This window comes from Methanospirillum hungatei, assembly GCF_020216685.1.
GTDB classification, from domain to species: Archaea; Halobacteriota; Methanomicrobia; order Methanomicrobiales; family Methanospirillaceae; genus Methanospirillum; species Methanospirillum hungatei_B.
In genome coordinates this window covers 1-14,031 of record NZ_JAIWNS010000135.1, presented here as the reverse complement: position 1 = coordinate 14,031, position 14,031 = coordinate 1, and the positions used below count along the sequence as shown (strand labels likewise).

At 48.5% G+C, this 14,031-nt stretch carries 19 protein-coding genes; 9 read left to right on the top strand and 10 right to left on the bottom strand.

Features of this window, described 5'->3' with window-relative positions; genetic code table 11:
- The 10 genes from LDL35_RS08750 to LDL35_RS08705 all read right to left on the bottom strand — a co-directional run.
- Positions 1-1,223, bottom strand: a 1,223-nt coding sequence (locus tag LDL35_RS08750; protein WP_304021782.1) for a FeoB small GTPase domain-containing protein, incomplete at its 3' end; no start/stop codon positions are given.
- Complete coding sequence (locus LDL35_RS08745) at positions 1,220-1,453, bottom strand: FeoA family protein (protein ID WP_304021779.1); 234 nt, start codon at positions 1,451-1,453, stop codon at positions 1,220-1,222. The genes LDL35_RS08750 and LDL35_RS08745, both read right to left, overlap by 4 nt.
- A gap of 262 nt (positions 1,454-1,715) precedes the next feature.
- Positions 1,716-2,069 (bottom strand): NifB/NifX family molybdenum-iron cluster-binding protein, encoded by a 354-nt coding sequence (locus tag LDL35_RS08740; protein WP_304021777.1) that lies wholly within the window; start codon positions 2,067-2,069, stop codon positions 1,716-1,718.
- The gene (locus LDL35_RS08735) at positions 2,066-2,290 is read right to left on the bottom strand and encodes a hypothetical protein (protein ID WP_304021774.1); all 225 of its coding nucleotides are present in this window, start codon (positions 2,288-2,290) and stop codon (positions 2,066-2,068) included. Before LDL35_RS08735 ends, LDL35_RS08740 begins: the two co-directional genes overlap by 4 nt.
- A gap of 85 nt (positions 2,291-2,375) precedes the next feature.
- On the bottom strand, positions 2,376-2,792 hold the full coding sequence (locus LDL35_RS08730) for a DUF134 domain-containing protein (protein ID WP_304021772.1): 417 nt from the start codon (positions 2,790-2,792) through the stop codon (positions 2,376-2,378).
- A gap of 5 nt (positions 2,793-2,797) precedes the next feature.
- On the bottom strand, positions 2,798-3,667 hold the full coding sequence (locus LDL35_RS08725; protein ID WP_304021771.1) for an ATP-binding protein: 870 nt from the start codon (positions 3,665-3,667) through the stop codon (positions 2,798-2,800).
- Positions 3,664-4,515 (bottom strand): ATP-binding protein, encoded by an 852-nt coding sequence (locus LDL35_RS08720; protein WP_304021769.1) that lies wholly within the window; start codon positions 4,513-4,515, stop codon positions 3,664-3,666. Before LDL35_RS08720 ends, LDL35_RS08725 begins: the two co-directional genes overlap by 4 nt.
- A 25-nt stretch (positions 4,516-4,540) precedes the next feature.
- A complete protein-coding gene (locus tag LDL35_RS08715) occupies positions 4,541-4,873 on the bottom strand; it encodes a NifB/NifX family molybdenum-iron cluster-binding protein (protein ID WP_304021767.1) in 333 nt (110 codons plus the stop codon).
- 137 nt (positions 4,874-5,010) lie between these two features.
- A complete protein-coding gene (locus LDL35_RS08710) occupies positions 5,011-5,820 on the bottom strand; it encodes an Mrp/NBP35 family ATP-binding protein (RefSeq protein WP_304021765.1) in 810 nt (269 codons plus the stop codon).
- Positions 5,821-5,853: 33 nt separating this feature from the next.
- Positions 5,854-6,333, bottom strand: coding sequence for a DUF2124 domain-containing protein (locus tag LDL35_RS08705; protein WP_304021762.1), 480 nt, complete (start codon positions 6,331-6,333; stop codon positions 5,854-5,856).
- A gap of 191 nt (positions 6,334-6,524) precedes the next feature.
- Between LDL35_RS08705 and LDL35_RS08700 the strand changes: the two genes are divergently transcribed.
- The 9 genes from LDL35_RS08700 to mtrH all read left to right on the top strand — a co-directional run bounded on the left by LDL35_RS08700 (position 6,525) and on the right by mtrH (position 13,900).
- Entirely contained in the window at positions 6,525-7,823 is a 1,299-nt protein-coding gene (locus tag LDL35_RS08700) for a methyl-coenzyme M reductase glutamine C-methyltransferase (RefSeq protein WP_304021785.1), read from the top strand.
- A gap of 416 nt (positions 7,824-8,239) precedes the next feature.
- Complete coding sequence (mtrE, locus tag LDL35_RS08695; RefSeq protein WP_011449131.1) at positions 8,240-9,136, top strand: tetrahydromethanopterin S-methyltransferase subunit E; 897 nt, start codon at positions 8,240-8,242, stop codon at positions 9,134-9,136.
- Positions 9,133-9,975: a tetrahydromethanopterin S-methyltransferase subunit D gene (mtrD, locus tag LDL35_RS08690; protein ID WP_304021761.1), complete on the top strand. Its 843-nt coding sequence runs from the start codon at positions 9,133-9,135 to the stop codon at positions 9,973-9,975. Before mtrE ends, mtrD begins: the two co-directional genes overlap by 4 nt.
- Before the next feature lie 10 nt (positions 9,976-9,985).
- Positions 9,986-10,885, top strand: coding sequence for a tetrahydromethanopterin S-methyltransferase subunit MtrC (gene mtrC / locus LDL35_RS08685; protein WP_304021758.1), 900 nt, complete (start codon positions 9,986-9,988; stop codon positions 10,883-10,885).
- Positions 10,885-11,169, top strand: coding sequence for a tetrahydromethanopterin S-methyltransferase subunit MtrB (gene mtrB / locus LDL35_RS08680; RefSeq protein WP_304021756.1), 285 nt, complete (start codon positions 10,885-10,887; stop codon positions 11,167-11,169). Before mtrC ends, mtrB begins: the two co-directional genes overlap by 1 nt.
- A gap of 10 nt (positions 11,170-11,179) precedes the next feature.
- On the top strand, positions 11,180-11,914 hold the full coding sequence (gene mtrA, locus LDL35_RS08675) for a tetrahydromethanopterin S-methyltransferase subunit A (RefSeq protein WP_304021753.1): 735 nt from the start codon (positions 11,180-11,182) through the stop codon (positions 11,912-11,914).
- Entirely contained in the window at positions 11,915-12,118 is a 204-nt protein-coding gene (locus LDL35_RS08670; RefSeq protein ID WP_304021751.1) for a tetrahydromethanopterin S-methyltransferase subunit F, read from the top strand. It begins immediately after the preceding gene.
- Entirely contained in the window at positions 12,118-12,864 is a 747-nt protein-coding gene (mtrA, locus tag LDL35_RS08665; protein WP_304021748.1) for a tetrahydromethanopterin S-methyltransferase subunit A, read from the top strand. Before LDL35_RS08670 ends, mtrA (LDL35_RS08665) begins: the two co-directional genes overlap by 1 nt.
- 13 nt (positions 12,865-12,877) lie before the next feature.
- Positions 12,878-13,900 carry a tetrahydromethanopterin S-methyltransferase subunit H gene (gene mtrH, locus LDL35_RS08660; protein WP_304021745.1) on the top strand — a complete coding sequence of 341 codons (1,023 nt, stop codon included), beginning with the start codon at positions 12,878-12,880 and terminating at the stop codon, positions 13,898-13,900.
- Positions 13,901-14,031: the final 131 nt, after the last annotated feature.

Here is a 14,031-nt window from a genome sequence, read left to right as displayed (position 1 = left end):
CTGAGGATCATCCCGATGGTGATGTACACAACCGCCAGTACTGCGATTACTAAAAGGATATACAAAAAACCAAACTGTCCGATAGTCCCGAAAATCATGGCGGTTTTTGCCATGCAGGGGATAGAGATCGCGATTAAGGTTGCTGCAATAAACCGCTGTTTTCGTGTTTCAAGAACCCGGGTTGCAAGAATACCCGGAACATTGCATCCAAGACCTAAAAATACCGGGACAATGCCATAGCCATGCATTCCCAGACGGTGAAAGAAGGTATCGGTCAGGGTTGCAAGCCGGGGAAGGTATCCGGAGTCCTCAAGAAGTGCAGCGAGAATGTAAAAAACAATGACATACGGGAGGACAATCCCGAACGGAACATAAAGACCAGTTGTCAGAATTCCCATCGACTGTTCAAAGTCAATCTCTCCATCGACCATTTGCCCAATCAGTACCTGCTGAACAAATCCCGGTCCGATGAATTCAGACACCTGGGTTATTATCGGAAGATAAATTTCAAAGAGCGGATCGGTGATATACGTAATACAGGTCTCACCAATAAAAATAACCGCCCATAAGGAGACCAGAATTACCAGTATAGCTACAGGGAGCCCGGTTATCGGTTTGATAGTTATATCCGAGATCAGATCACGAAGAGAATGATGGCGATGAGTAATAGTCTGGACTTCTTTCGTAATCTGTCCGATCATGACCCATTTATCTTCATCACTGTAGTTCTTCTGCTCTGGGATGGGAACATCTTGTGAAAAATAGGAAGCAAGCTCGGCAATACCTTCGCCGGTAACCGCAACAGTCGGAATGACCGGAACACCAAGCAGTTCTTCAAGTCTGGCAACATCAATTTTAATGCCCGTATGTGCGGCTTCATCCCACAAATTCAGGACAACAAGCAGAGGAACATTCCTTGAAAGGAGCTCCAGAGTAAGGATGAGATTACGCTCAAGGTTTGTGGCATCTAGAACATTTACCACAATATCCGCTTCATTCAGAATACGTAATGAGACCTCTTCGGCAGGGTTTGTTGGATCAAGAGAATATGTTCCAGGTGCATCGATGATAAATACCCGTTCCCTGCCAAGACATATCGTTCCCTGCGAATAGTCTACCGTAGTTCCGGGAAAGTTGGATGTGATCACATGGGTTCCGGTCAGCCGGGAAAATACCACACTCTTCCCGACATTCGGATTCCCCATCAGAACAATCTTCTTCAACTCGTCATCTCCACCATGATCCGACAAGCCAGTCCTCTGCCAAGGCTGATCATCTTCCGGTCAACCTTCACAACGACCGGTCCTTGAAAGGGATGGTGTGTCACCACAGCAATATCTTTTCCTTCAAGAATTCCTATTGAACGCAGTTGATTCTGCATCCCGTGGCCACCCTGTATCCCAATGATTTTTGCAGTTTTTCCTTCCTCAAGTTCCAGTACTGATATTGCCATGTATACCAGATTCCATTATGAGTGTTGAATTTAGAACTTTCTAATATTTTTCATACTAACAAATAATAATCCCTTCACTATCAAACAAGGTAAAAACTACAGATCATAGAAACAGAACCGGAAAAGGTCGGAGATCCGACCTGATGAACATATTTTTCCGGTTATTCCACAGGGGATTGTTCTTGGGAGAGTATGCCGAAAATGGCATTTCTGATATTGGGAACAGATACTACAATCAACGTATAACGATCAGGCGAACGAATTAATGTCCGGAACACTCGTGATCATGGTGATTACAGATACTGCCGGTTGATTTTAATTTCCCTGCAATATAATCCTGGGCTGCAACATCTACCGGACCGCTCACACCAAGAATTACTTCAATATTATTATCATTGAAGAGCTGAACTGCCCGTGCACCCATGCCACCGGCTATAATCAGATTTACCCCGTGTTCAGCCAGGAAGACCGGCAGCCGGCCGGGTTCATGCCCTGGGCTTTGCAGGGTCTCTGAATATGCGATGACCGAATCTGTCGCATCATAGATTGCATACCCTTCACAATGTCCGAAATGTGCCGATACATCTTTTCCATCACATGCGATTGCAATTTTCATGAATTATGACCTGATTGAATTATTCCATCTTCTACCCATTCTCCGTGAACATCCACGGAAAAGTCCACCCCGACCCTTGCCATAAACCGGCCCTGCTTCAGGAATATGTTGCTGAGCTGATGCTCTGGAAGAATCAGGCTGATTACGTTCAGTGTCTTCGAAGTACCACCTGCCCCTTCGGCAAAATTTTCTATTGAGAGGCCATCTGGGACCGGTGCCATCCATATCAGGTATCTTCGTCACCTCCTGGTGCACAGCACCATTATTACTCATATGAGTTAAAATATAAATGATTGCCCTTTCCGATCAGGGTTCCCATATACGGGGATCATCATGACTTTTTCGGGGACAGATATGGGCATCACGGGGACAGAGGAAATCATGATTTTTCGGACATTCATCACCCCCCTGGCGGACACATCCGGCAACTTCAATCATCTTGCCATGAACAAGGGCGTCAGCAACCTTCCGTCTGGCATCATGAAGATCTTTCCAGACAGTCCTTCGAGACACGCCAAGATACGAAGCTGCCTCTTCCTGTTCCATCCCTTCAAGGTCAATAAGTCTGATCACCTCGATCTCTTCCGGAAGCAGAACAACCGTTTCTACTACTGTCGGGATCTCACATCTTGGCCCATAACACCGGAGCATCCCATTCTCAGAGAGTCTTCTCCGGATTCTCGGTCTTCCCCGCCTTCTTTGTGGCCCCTCTTCACCATTCATCGGCATCATAACAGGTCAAGTTCTTGAGACAGGTTTTGTGTAATCTGACGTATCGCTTCCGATGCAGCCCCTGCCATCCGGGTAACCGGAACACCCTGCCTGGTCGCACGTAGAACGGTGCGGTCAAATGGAATCATACCAAATACCGGGATTTCGTTTTCAGCAGCAACCCGGAGGATATCCTCGGTGATGTTCTGATTTACATCAGCCCGGTTGATAACGAGAAACATCCTGACATGGAATGACCGGCAGAGAGTAATGAGCCTCTGGAGATCTGACTGAGCTGATGTACTGGGCTCGGTGACAAGTATCGCTATCTGAATACCGGTGATGGTAGAAATAAGAGGGCAGCCAATACCAGGTGGCCCGTCGATCAGAACAAGCGGTACATCCGGATGCAATAATCCCGCTTCCTGTCTCAACCGGTGAACAAGCAATCCTGAATTTCCCGACCCCGGAGTCAGTGACCCATACAGGAGGGGCCCTGCAGATGTATCCGCATAATGAATCATCCCGGTGATGCGGGGTGCCATACTGACAGCATCTTCCGGACAGACTATTGTACAGGTTCCACACCCTTCACACCGGTACGGGACAATTTCATAGATATCACCGGCCTTCCGGATGGCATCATAGACACATGCCTCTCTACAGATGCCACACCCGATACAGACGCTTGTATCGATAACCGCACCATCCATCCCCTTGAACTCCTGGGTTTTCCGATCTGTTGGACTGAGAAGCAGGGCAAGGTTTGCAGCATCGACATCGGCATCAATGAGGACTTTTTCCTGAGAGAGAAGGGTTGCAAGGGATGCGGTCAGGATAGTCTTCCCGGTACCTCCTTTCCCGCTGACAACGGCAATCTGAATCATGAAAACCCTCCGGCATATGCAAGAATTTTCTCGCCAAGTTCTTTGAACCGATGAAACCAGGCAGGATCAATACGGGAGATGATGTCGCTATTATTCTGGGCCTTTAGCAGGGGAAAATCCAGGGGAATTTTCATCAGGACAGGAAGACCACGGCCTGTACAATACTCTTCAATCGGTTCATCACTCCCTTCACTCCGGTTGATCACTACGGCAGCAGGTATATTCAGAACGTCAAGCACATTGACCGCAACAGAGAGATCATGAAGTCCAAATGGTGTGGGTTCGGTAACGAGGACACAGAGAGAGACGTCGTCCACCGTTTCTATAAAGGAACAGGCAGTTCCCGGAGGAGAGTCCAGCAGAACCAGCGGATCGTTCCTGGTCATCTCACGGACTCTGCGAATAACTGCCGTTGTCCGCACATCACCCTCTTTCAGCTTTCCACTTACCAACGTAAGTGAGTCAGAAACGTGGCAGGTCAGTATTTCACCAACATAAGCAGGGGTTTTTTCGAGTGCATCATACGAACAAACGCGGAAACATCCCCCACAGGAATGACAGAGCTGGGGGAAGAATAACACCCGGTCTTTCAGTACCGTCAAAGCCCCGAACCTGCAGAATTCACTACATGCACCACAATACGTGCATTTACTTTCATTCACAGCCGGAATAATGACATGAACTGGATGAGTCTTTGGAATACAAGGAAAGAAAATACCAAGATTGGGTTCTTCAACATCACAGTCAGCAAGTGTGATGGTTCGTGTCTGGGACAAAACATATCCAAGATTTGATGTAACCGTTGTCTTGCCGGTTCCACCTTTTCCACTGGCTATAACAATCTGCATGATATGCCCGGCAGATTATCCCTGCTTACGAAGCGTTCTCTGGGTTTGCTTTCCACGTATTATACGCTGTCTGGACCGTCACATCCGGATTTTGCATGATGACTCTAATACTTGCTGCTTTCAGGGCTTCATCTGCATTACCACCAAGCCGTGGTGCAATGAGAATCTGAACGTTATTCTTAACCAGAAACTGTACAGCCATCGGACCAACCCCGCCTGATCCTCCGGCATGGGGATTTGGTTCAACTCGTACTGAGTCTGTATCAGTGTCAAAAAAGGCAAAATACGGTGCACGACCAAATCGATCATCCATCTGGGAATCTACTGTCAAACCCCGTGAGGGGATACATACTATCATACCAGATAATTATTTCTCATATGTGCAATAAATCTTCCCTGATATCAATACTGAAATTTGAACCTCATACCATAAAACGTCATTCCGGATTGCCATATGGATGGAATACCGAACACCGTATTCAAAATAATGGATGTTCATGTGGATTCTATCCGGGCGAGCAGCGTGTCAATAATTGTATCTATTGATCTCCAGGCCGGGCTCTCCTTTACTTTCCCTATGAATGCCCAACCCTCATCACCGGATCGACGAATATCTATATCCAACGGGATTCCTCCAAGATAGGGAACGCCCATCTCACGGGCAATCTCTTCTCCCCCGCCTTTCCCAAAGATATCCACCGCTTCTCCACAGGAAGGACAGACATACCCGCTCATATTTTCAACAACACCAAGAACGTCCATGCCTAAATCCCTGCTGAACGTAATGGCTTTTGATGAGTCAAGGGTAGACACTGCCTGAGGGGAGGTAACAATGATCGTTCCAGTGATGTTTGGTGCAATCTGGGCGATCGTAAGGGCCTCATCACCGGTTCCCGGAGGGAGATCCACAATGAGATAGTCAAGAGGTTCCCAGGCTGTGTCTTCTAAAAACTGGCGTATAGCATTCGACTTCATCGGCCCTCGCCAAACCACAGGAGAATTTCTGTGAGGAAGAAGAAATGCCATGGACACTACTTGAAGTTTTTCAGTAACCCGCACCGGCACAATTTTATTGTTTTCGGAAAGTAACTGATGATCTTCTAATCCCAGCATCTTTGGAACATTCGGGCCATGAATATCCAGGTCCAGAAGGCCAACCTGTTTGCCTCTTATCGCAAGGGCGTTTGCAATATTCACGGATACGGTGGATTTTCCTACTCCGCCCTTTCCTGAGAGAACAAGAATGACATGACTGGCGTCAATATGTGCACGCTCCGGGGATTTTTTTTCTGCTTCAGATTGCATAGAGTTACCTGAAAAAAAGGAGATTGATTTTACTTAATCAGAAGTCACATCTACTGATATATCAGCGTCGATAAGAAGATCAAAGTGCATCTTATCAAGCCAGCCTGCCTTTTCAAACATGTGCATAAAGCAGATCCCAATTGCCCCTGCTCCGTTCCATTTTTTCATCACCGATGCAACATCGTCTGCGGTGACCGGCATATTTGGCATGGCAAGCCCACCCATGATGACAAGGACGGCAGGGCTTTTCGGCGGGTATGCCTCTGATGCCTGAAACCCGACATCCGGCTTCATTGTCAGCTTGTGGGCTTTTTCCTCTCCGGTATAGGGCACAAAGATACAGGTCAGGGAAAGTGACCGGATGGCAAAGCAGAGTAATTCCACAAATGGTGTGCAGGTACCGGGCACCCCGTAGAACACAATCTCTGAACCTGCAGGAAGTGACTTTTTTTCAATATATTCTTTAAAGGGTCTCAGAATACCGGGGACCCCCTGATATGTTGTCTGTCCCATAACGCTACCTCATCCCTGCCATTTCATACAGAGATATTGTATATATAGTGTCAGGGTTATTCTAATATATTTCTCAGCGTATGAGTAATATTATATCCCTGCAGATACAAAAACCAGGAACGACATCGAACTGATTTATAAGCGAAAAATCAAACAATCTTACGAATATGAAAAACCGGATATCGAACGTGATGGTCGGTGCTCCCGGCCTCTATACCTATGGAGCGATGCGGATAGGAGGAATAATTCGAGATGCCGGTCTTCGTCCACAGATTACCCGCAATATTTCACAATTACACGGGGATCAGGTTTTTCTCAGTCTTTTTAGTACGCTTCATCTGCTGGATCCTGCGGTGAAAGAGGTAGTCAAACGAATACAACAGAAAGGAGGCGAGTGCATCATCGGTGGTCCGGTCTCTTCTGGGCCTGAGATGGTCCTTGGAGAACTGCATCCTGACCTTGTTGTCTGTGGTGAAGGGGAAGAGGCTGTCAGGTGCATTATCAACGGGGTTGACCCTGATGATTGTCCGAATTGTGCATACCAAGCAGATGACAAAATCATAAAAACGGAGCCGAAACGAACACAGGATCTCTCCTTTCCGCTCCCCCTCATTCCGGATGATATCGGAGCCCAGGATATCAGGGGTGCCCAGACCTACATTGAAACCCATCGGGGATGTTTTGGCCGGTGCGGGTTCTGTCAGGTACCGCGGGTGTTTGGCAGACGGATACGAAGCAGGGAACTTGATGAGATCCTGAAGGAAGTCAGGGCATTTCAGAAGAAAGGGGTCAGAAGGCTTGCCCTTATCGGAGGTACCGGATCACTCTACCGGTCAAAGGAGGGCGAAGTAAATTCAGATGCATTCATCTCTCTTCTCGAGGGCATATCCTCAATCATGGGATCCAAAAATGTTTCATGTCCGGATATCAGGGCCGACTGCCTTACCGATGAAGTACTGGAAGCAGTCAGGGCACACACCATCGGATGGATATTTTTTGGCATAGAATCGGGGAGTGAAAAGATGCTTGGCCTGATGCAAAAGGGCATACCCATTGACAAGGTCAGGGATGCCATTGAACAATGCAGACAATACGGAGTAAAACCTGCCGGGAGTTTCATCATCGGATATCCGGGAGAGGAAGAAGAGGACTTTCAGGCAACAAAGGATCTGATGGAGGAACTTGCTCTTGATGATGTGTTCATCTCAATCGCGGAACCAATACCCACAACTCCCCTGGCTGAAGTGGTTTGCTCTCAAAATACTAACGATGATCTTGTATCCATCCCGCACACCGGCGAATATGCCGGACTTCATCTCTCAGAAGCAGAGGCACGGGCATTTGATCTGATGCTGCATGCTGACATGTGCCGGCCAGTCCCCCGGATGACTCAGGATGTGACCTATAATGCCTACCTTGAAGAGGCTAGAAAACAGGGAGCAGATATCAGGAACGTCACCAGACTGATTCGGATATATTATTCTGCTTAATGCCGGTAAATCAGGAACAAAGACATCATCGGACCATTCGGGATGAAATCGACGATAAACGAATCTCACGCGCATAATCATCGATTCACGCGTTTTTTTCATCCGAATCGTATATATAGATCATGATCACGAACTGAAGAAGAAATACTTTCTCTCTCTGATCTGCTCAGGATCCGTTGATCTGAAAACAACATTTTTTGATTTAGATAAGAATCTCCTGAGAAAAAACCTTCAATTTGCCCTCTTTTTCTCAGGAAGATGTGTATAACCATATAAATCGACGTTATTTCGAAACCTTTAATTCAATACTGACCGAACAAATCAATTACCACAACGGGTCTGATATGCCATGTGTGTGGTATTGCAACGCGAGCACTCTTGTGTCTGATCTTGAGCTACGCAGGAGATAGGTTTACATGGAAGAGATTGTATTAGGCATTGGTATTACTGCATTAGCGGGAGCTTTTGCCACAGTTGCCGGTGCTGCGGAAGATACTGAATCTGATATCGGATCACAGGGTGACCCAAACTCTCAGGTTCAGCTGGCTCCGCAGATGGGTTACATTCACCGCATCTTTAACAAGGCAATCTCCGGAGAGCCACCAGCATATGGAGCATGGTGTGCCATCGGAGCAGGTGTTGCCTGGGCATTGATGCAGATTAACTACAACCCGGCACTTGCTATTATTCTCGGTTCAGTTATCGCCGTATTTGTACAGGGAATCTACTGTACTTCCGGTTATCTTGGCCGTATAGCAAGTTTAGCAAAGTTCCAGCAGCCGGTATACATTGACATCATCAAGTCATTGTTATCCGTCACTATGGCACATGCGTTCGTCGCGATCTTTTGTACGGTCGCGATGTGTTACCTGATGGCATCAGCACTCCATCATCCGTTTGCACTCCCCCTGCTCGGACTGGTATGGGGTATTGCACTTGGTGCCGCAGGGTCTGCAACCGGAAATCCATTCTACGGAAAGGAACGTCAGTACCAGAACCAGAAGTATGGTGCAGGTGTTCCAATCTCCGCATCTGGAAACATCGTCCGGTATGCAGAAGCAGGACAGCGTTCATCCCTTGACAACGGTTGGTTCACCACCAAGTTTGCCGGTCCGGCATCTGGTATCTGTTTCGGTCTGATTGTGTTCCTCGAACTCTGGCGTACCGTCCTCTTTGAGAAGATGATGGGCGGCTGGGGAGCAATCATCATGGGAGTTGTTCTGATTCTTGTCTTCACATTCATCGACCGCTGGGTTGAAGTGTGGGGCCGCAAGACCTACGGGCCATACACCACTGAGGAGGCCTCGTCATGAGTGCACTTGGAGGTAAGGCAGCCGGTGGTGAAGGTATAAACCCAACCGGATCTGTCGTAGGTATTGTCATTCTCCTCGTCTCGATCGCTGCAACATACGCACTTGGTTTCTCTATCGTTCCTCTCATCGGAATAATTATCGGTGGAGCACTCATTGGATTTGGCGTTCACTTTGTGCCAGTCGGTGGTGCTCCGGCAGCAATGGGACAGGCACCCGGTATCGCTACCGGTGTCGCTATGCTTGCCGCCGGTGCCGGTCTTGCAGGTCTCTTCGGTGGGGCCTGGGCTTATGAGGCAACCGGGGACTTTGCAGTAGCGGTCGCTGGTGGAGCCGTCGGTGGAGGTCTTATGATGGCCATCACCTGTCTGATGGTCAACGCCACCTATGTCTTCGCAATGGGTATCCCTGCAGCATCAGGTAAGATTGCCAAGGATCCAATCACCGGAGACACCTTCCCTGAATATAAATCACAGGGAACTGAAGGACATGGTCTGCCATTCATCTCATTCTTCGGAGGAGTTGTTGGTGGATTTATTGCCGGTCTTGGCGGAACCCTGATTTACATCGAACTTCTCGATGTCTACCATGCAGGACTGCCAGCAATTATGCAGGCCAATCCGGAAGCAATCGAACCTCTGGCAGTATCACTCGCCGGAATCTTTGCTATCGGGTTCTTCTTGGTAAACGCAGTACTGGCAGCATATAACATCACCGGAACTATCGAGGGACCGCATGACCCGAAATTCAAGCGTGTTCCACGGGCAGTTATCGGTTGTGCAGTCGCATCAGCCTTCTGTGGCCTGATCTCGATGCTGATTGTATTAAACACCGGGATGTGAGGGATACAACATGACAGCAAAAATGGAAGCTTCAGCAGGGGCGATATCTGAAAACACCCTGATGATCTACGGAATTGTCGTCGCCTTAGTCGGCACATACCTCACATATCTCAATGTTGTAACTGGCATGGCCGTTTTCTCCTTCTTTGGTGGAATCGGTGCCATTGCAGCAATCTGGTGGGGTTCTGACACAATTAAGCACCTGTGCAGTTATGGTCTTGGTACTGGTGTTCCGTCTGCCGGAATGGTAGCATTCGGAGCCGGTGCAATAGCCATGATTGCAGGGACAAAGTTTGGAATGGCATCACCAATTGTAACGCTGATCCTTGCAGCCATTATCGGAGCAGTGATCGGGTACATCGCAAACAACGTCATTAACATGAACATTCCGGTCATGATCTTTTCACTCATGAAATTATCAATCGTCGGAGCACTGACCATGCTCGGATTTGCCGCAATGTGCACCGGGACCTTTATGTTCAATGGCCTTGTCATCGGTGGTATGACCCTCTCCATGGAACCAGCAGGAGAAGCTGCAGCCGGAGGAGCCCAGACATTCATGGTAACCGTATTACCAGAATTTGCAGGTTCACTCATCGGTGGTTCAGCTCTTGCAGTGATCTTCTTCCTTGGTGCAATGGCTCTGCAGCACCCGTTCAATGCCTGTCTTGGCCCGAACGAGTCACAGGACAGAACCCTCATGCTCGCCATCGAAGTCGGATTCCTTTCCATGTTCGTTGTAGCCGTTATGTCCTATGCATTCCTTGACATGATGGCTGCAACTGTTGGATTGATCATATCATTGATAGGATGGTTCTACAGCTACAAGCAGTACATCGCACTCTCCAAGCGTGATGCATATGCCTGGCTCGATGCAAAGCCAATTATTGAAGTCGGAGGTCACGAATAATGACGTGGATTCCGGTTCTTCCTGACTTCGGTCTTGGATGTGATGTATTTGCAGGATTCGTCACCCAGCAGGGTGAGTCTCTGGCACCAATCGTAGAACAGGTAAACAAGCTGGAGAAGATCACTGACGATATCGTTGGTATGCTCTCCGGAGAGGGTAGTTTCCTTGAGAGCTTCCCGAACCGTGAGAAGTCACTGATATTCGCTGGTGGAATCACGGCCATGTTCTATGGACTTGCTGTAGGACTCCTGGTCGCCGGAATCATCGTTCTGGCTTTGATGTGAGGGGATAAAAATGGCAAACAAGAAATCACCAGCCAGTGGATGGCCAATTGTTCAGGGTGACTTCCATACGGGTGACCCAAACAGCCCGGTGGCAGTTGTTACCATGGGATCCCACCTCGATGAAGGTGCAATCTGCAGTGCAGGAGCAGCCATCGCCGGATCCTGTAAAACCGAAAACCTCGGTCTGGAGAAAGTCATTGCAAATGTCATCTCCAACCCGAACATCAGGTTTGTCATAACCTGTGGTACTGAGGTTAAAGGACACCTCTCCGGTCAGAGTCTTATCGCACTTCACCAGAACGGTGTAGACGGCGGAAAAATCGTTGGATCAAAGGGAGCTATTCCGTTTATTGAAAACCTCTCCGCTGACAACATCAAGCGGTTCCAGGATCAGGTCGAGATCGTCGACATCATGGAATCCGAGGATATCGGGGCGATTTCAGCAAAGATCAAGGAACTGACTGCCCGCGATCCAGGTGCATTCGACGCTGAAGCCATGATCGTTGAGATCAAGGAAGAAGGTGGCGGAGCAGCAGAAGAGGGTGGCGAAGTCAGACCAATGTCTGCCGAAGTCGCTCTGATTCATGCACGGATGAAAACAATCCAGCGGACGATTACCGACATTGGTTTCTACGACAAGTACGCTGCCGGTGTATACGGTGGTAAAGTCGAGGGACTTATGATCGGTCTTATCGTCTCGTTTGTGATTATAGGACTCCTGCTTGTAGGACACGGGGTGAGTTAAGTGTCAGATGAGAAGAAGTCAGGGCCAATACGCATGGCTGCAATTGATGCCATGATGGCCGACATGAAATATAAGGGACAGATCCTTGCACGTACCAACAAGCTTGAATCCGGTATCATGGGTTCAGGAATTATTGGATTTGCAATCGGTCTTGCATTTGCCCTTATCCTGGTTGTACCCGTAATTCTGATGGGAGGAGTCTGATGGCAGACAAGGGAGAGGCCGCCTCCGGATGGCCAATTGTCCAGGGTGACTTCCACACCGGTGACTCAAAGAGCCCGGTCGCAGTTGTTACTATGGGTTCCCACCTTGACGAAGGTGCAATCTGTAGTGCAGGAGCAGCTATTGCTGGATCCTGTAAGACTGAAAACCTCGGTCTGGAGAAGGTCATTGCAAATGTCATCTCCAACCCGAATATCCGGTTTGTAATAACCTGTGGAACAGAAGTCAAGGGTCACCTTTCCGGACAGAGCTTAATCGCCCTTCACCAGAATGGTGTAGACGGCGGTAAAATCGTCGGATCAAAAGGAGCAATTCCGTTCATCGAGAACCTCAACGGAGATCACATCAAGAGGTTCCAGGAACAGGTCGAGATCGTTGACATCATGGAGTCTGAGGATCTCGGAGCAATTTCAGCAAAGATCAATGAGCTGAAAGCACGGGATCCCGGAGTCTTCCCTGGTGGACCAATGGTTGTCGAGATCAAGGAAGAGGGTGGAGGCGGTGGAGCAGCCGCATCTGCAACTGCAAACCCGCAGTTCCTTGAGATCGAGGCTAAGCTGGACGCAATCGAAACCAAACTCGAATTTGTCGAGGGTGAGATTGCCCAGCGTGTCGGCCGGAAAGTCGGACGCGATATTGGTATACTCTACGGTGTCGTAGCCGGACTTATGTCATACATCATAATAACGGAATTACTTCCGAAACTGCTCGAGATACTCGCAAAATAAGAGGTGATAAGCCATGTTCATGTTTGAAAAGGAACAGACGGTCCTTGATTTCAATGGATACAAGATCGGAGGACAGCCGGGAGAATATCCACGTGTCCTCGGTGCATCGATATTCTACAACAAACACGAGACCGTGCTCGATGAGCACACTGGAAAGATTGACAAAGCAAAAGCAGAGGCACTCTGGAACCGTTGTCTTGAACTCTACGACGCAACCGGTCACTGGTACTTCTGTCAGATCATCGCTGAATTCGGAGAAGCCTTCGAGAGCTACATCGACTGGTTCTGTTCCATCGATGACCAGTTCCCATTCCTGATGGACTCCTCTGCACCGGCTGCACTGGCACATGCCTGTAAATATGTGACCGAAGCAGGCTGTGCAGATCGTGCAGTCTACAACTCCATCAACGGTTCCATCGGACCGGAGAACATCGAGGCAATCAAGAAAAGTGATGTGGATGCAGCAATTGTGCTCGCATTCAACCCAGGTGACCCAAGTGTCCGTGGCCGTGAGAAAGTGCTCGCAGAAGGTGGCGTTGCCGGTCAGGAAAAATCCATGATGGCAATTGCAGAGGAATGTGGAATCAAGCGTCCAATCCTCGATACTGCAGCAACTCCGCTCGGCCTTGGTTCCGGTGGTTCATTCCGTGAGATTCTTGCCTGTAAGGCTATCCACGGTCTCCCAACCGGTGGTGCATACCACAACATGACCGTTTCCTGGACCTGGCTCAAACGCTGGAGAAAGAGCGGCATACTTGAGCGATACAAAGACGCAGGAACCCTTCTTGAACAGATGGGACACCACCACTTTGGCGGTGTTGAAGGTATCCGTCAGGCTGCCTGGTCCTCTGCTGACATCGGCTGTAACATTATGGCAGCAACCCTTGGTGCTGACCTTATCATGTTCGGTCCAATCGAGAACTGTGAGGCAACCGCAACCGCAATGGCATTCAGTGACATTGTTCTTGCAGAAACCCTCCGTGAACTCGGTGGCGATGTAAAGGTAGACAAGCATCCAATCAACATGCTGGTGTAAACCAGCTTTATTTTTATTAATTTAGGGCGGTTTTTTATCTGCTTTTTTGTAATCTGCTACGTACCTCAATAATATGAATTTCAATCATTCTTATTGCCGAATGGTGTCGTTTTATATACTTATACGTCGAC

What these genes read in the sequence shown, in the direction of transcription:
- mtrB (WP_304021756.1), top strand. Translation starts at nt 10,885, where the DNA reads ATGACGTGGATTCCGGTTCTTCCTGACTTCGGTCTTGGATGTGATGTA.
- LDL35_RS08725 (WP_304021771.1), bottom strand. Translation starts at nt 3,667, where the DNA reads ATGATTCAGATTGCCGTTGTCAGCGGGAAAGGAGGTACCGGGAAGACT.
- mtrH (WP_304021745.1), top strand. Translation starts at nt 12,878, where the DNA reads ATGTTCATGTTTGAAAAGGAACAGACGGTCCTTGATTTCAATGGATAC.
- LDL35_RS08700 (WP_304021785.1), top strand. Translation starts at nt 6,525, where the DNA reads ATGGTCGGTGCTCCCGGCCTCTATACCTATGGAGCGATGCGGATAGGA.
- LDL35_RS08745 (WP_304021779.1), bottom strand. Translation starts at nt 1,453, where the DNA reads ATGGCAATATCAGTACTGGAACTTGAGGAAGGAAAAACTGCAAAAATC.
- mtrA (WP_304021753.1), top strand. Translation starts at nt 11,180, where the DNA reads ATGGCAAACAAGAAATCACCAGCCAGTGGATGGCCAATTGTTCAGGGT.
- LDL35_RS08735 (WP_304021774.1), bottom strand. Translation starts at nt 2,290, where the DNA reads ATGGCACCGGTCCCAGATGGCCTCTCAATAGAAAATTTTGCCGAAGGG.
- LDL35_RS08720 (WP_304021769.1), bottom strand. Translation starts at nt 4,515, where the DNA reads ATGCAGATTGTTATAGCCAGTGGAAAAGGTGGAACCGGCAAGACAACG.
- mtrD (WP_304021761.1), top strand. Translation starts at nt 9,133, where the DNA reads ATGAGTGCACTTGGAGGTAAGGCAGCCGGTGGTGAAGGTATAAACCCA.
- LDL35_RS08705 (WP_304021762.1), bottom strand. Translation starts at nt 6,333, where the DNA reads ATGGGACAGACAACATATCAGGGGGTCCCCGGTATTCTGAGACCCTTT.
- mtrC (WP_304021758.1), top strand. Translation starts at nt 9,986, where the DNA reads ATGACAGCAAAAATGGAAGCTTCAGCAGGGGCGATATCTGAAAACACC.
- LDL35_RS08740 (WP_304021777.1), bottom strand. Translation starts at nt 2,069, where the DNA reads ATGAAAATTGCAATCGCATGTGATGGAAAAGATGTATCGGCACATTTC.
- LDL35_RS08710 (WP_304021765.1), bottom strand. Translation starts at nt 5,820, where the DNA reads ATGCAATCTGAAGCAGAAAAAAAATCCCCGGAGCGTGCACATATTGAC.
- mtrA (WP_304021748.1), top strand. Translation starts at nt 12,118, where the DNA reads ATGGCAGACAAGGGAGAGGCCGCCTCCGGATGGCCAATTGTCCAGGGT.
- LDL35_RS08715 (WP_304021767.1), bottom strand. Translation starts at nt 4,873, where the DNA reads ATGATAGTATGTATCCCCTCACGGGGTTTGACAGTAGATTCCCAGATG.
- LDL35_RS08730 (WP_304021772.1), bottom strand. Translation starts at nt 2,792, where the DNA reads ATGAATGGTGAAGAGGGGCCACAAAGAAGGCGGGGAAGACCGAGAATC.
- mtrE (WP_011449131.1), top strand. Translation starts at nt 8,240, where the DNA reads ATGGAAGAGATTGTATTAGGCATTGGTATTACTGCATTAGCGGGAGCT.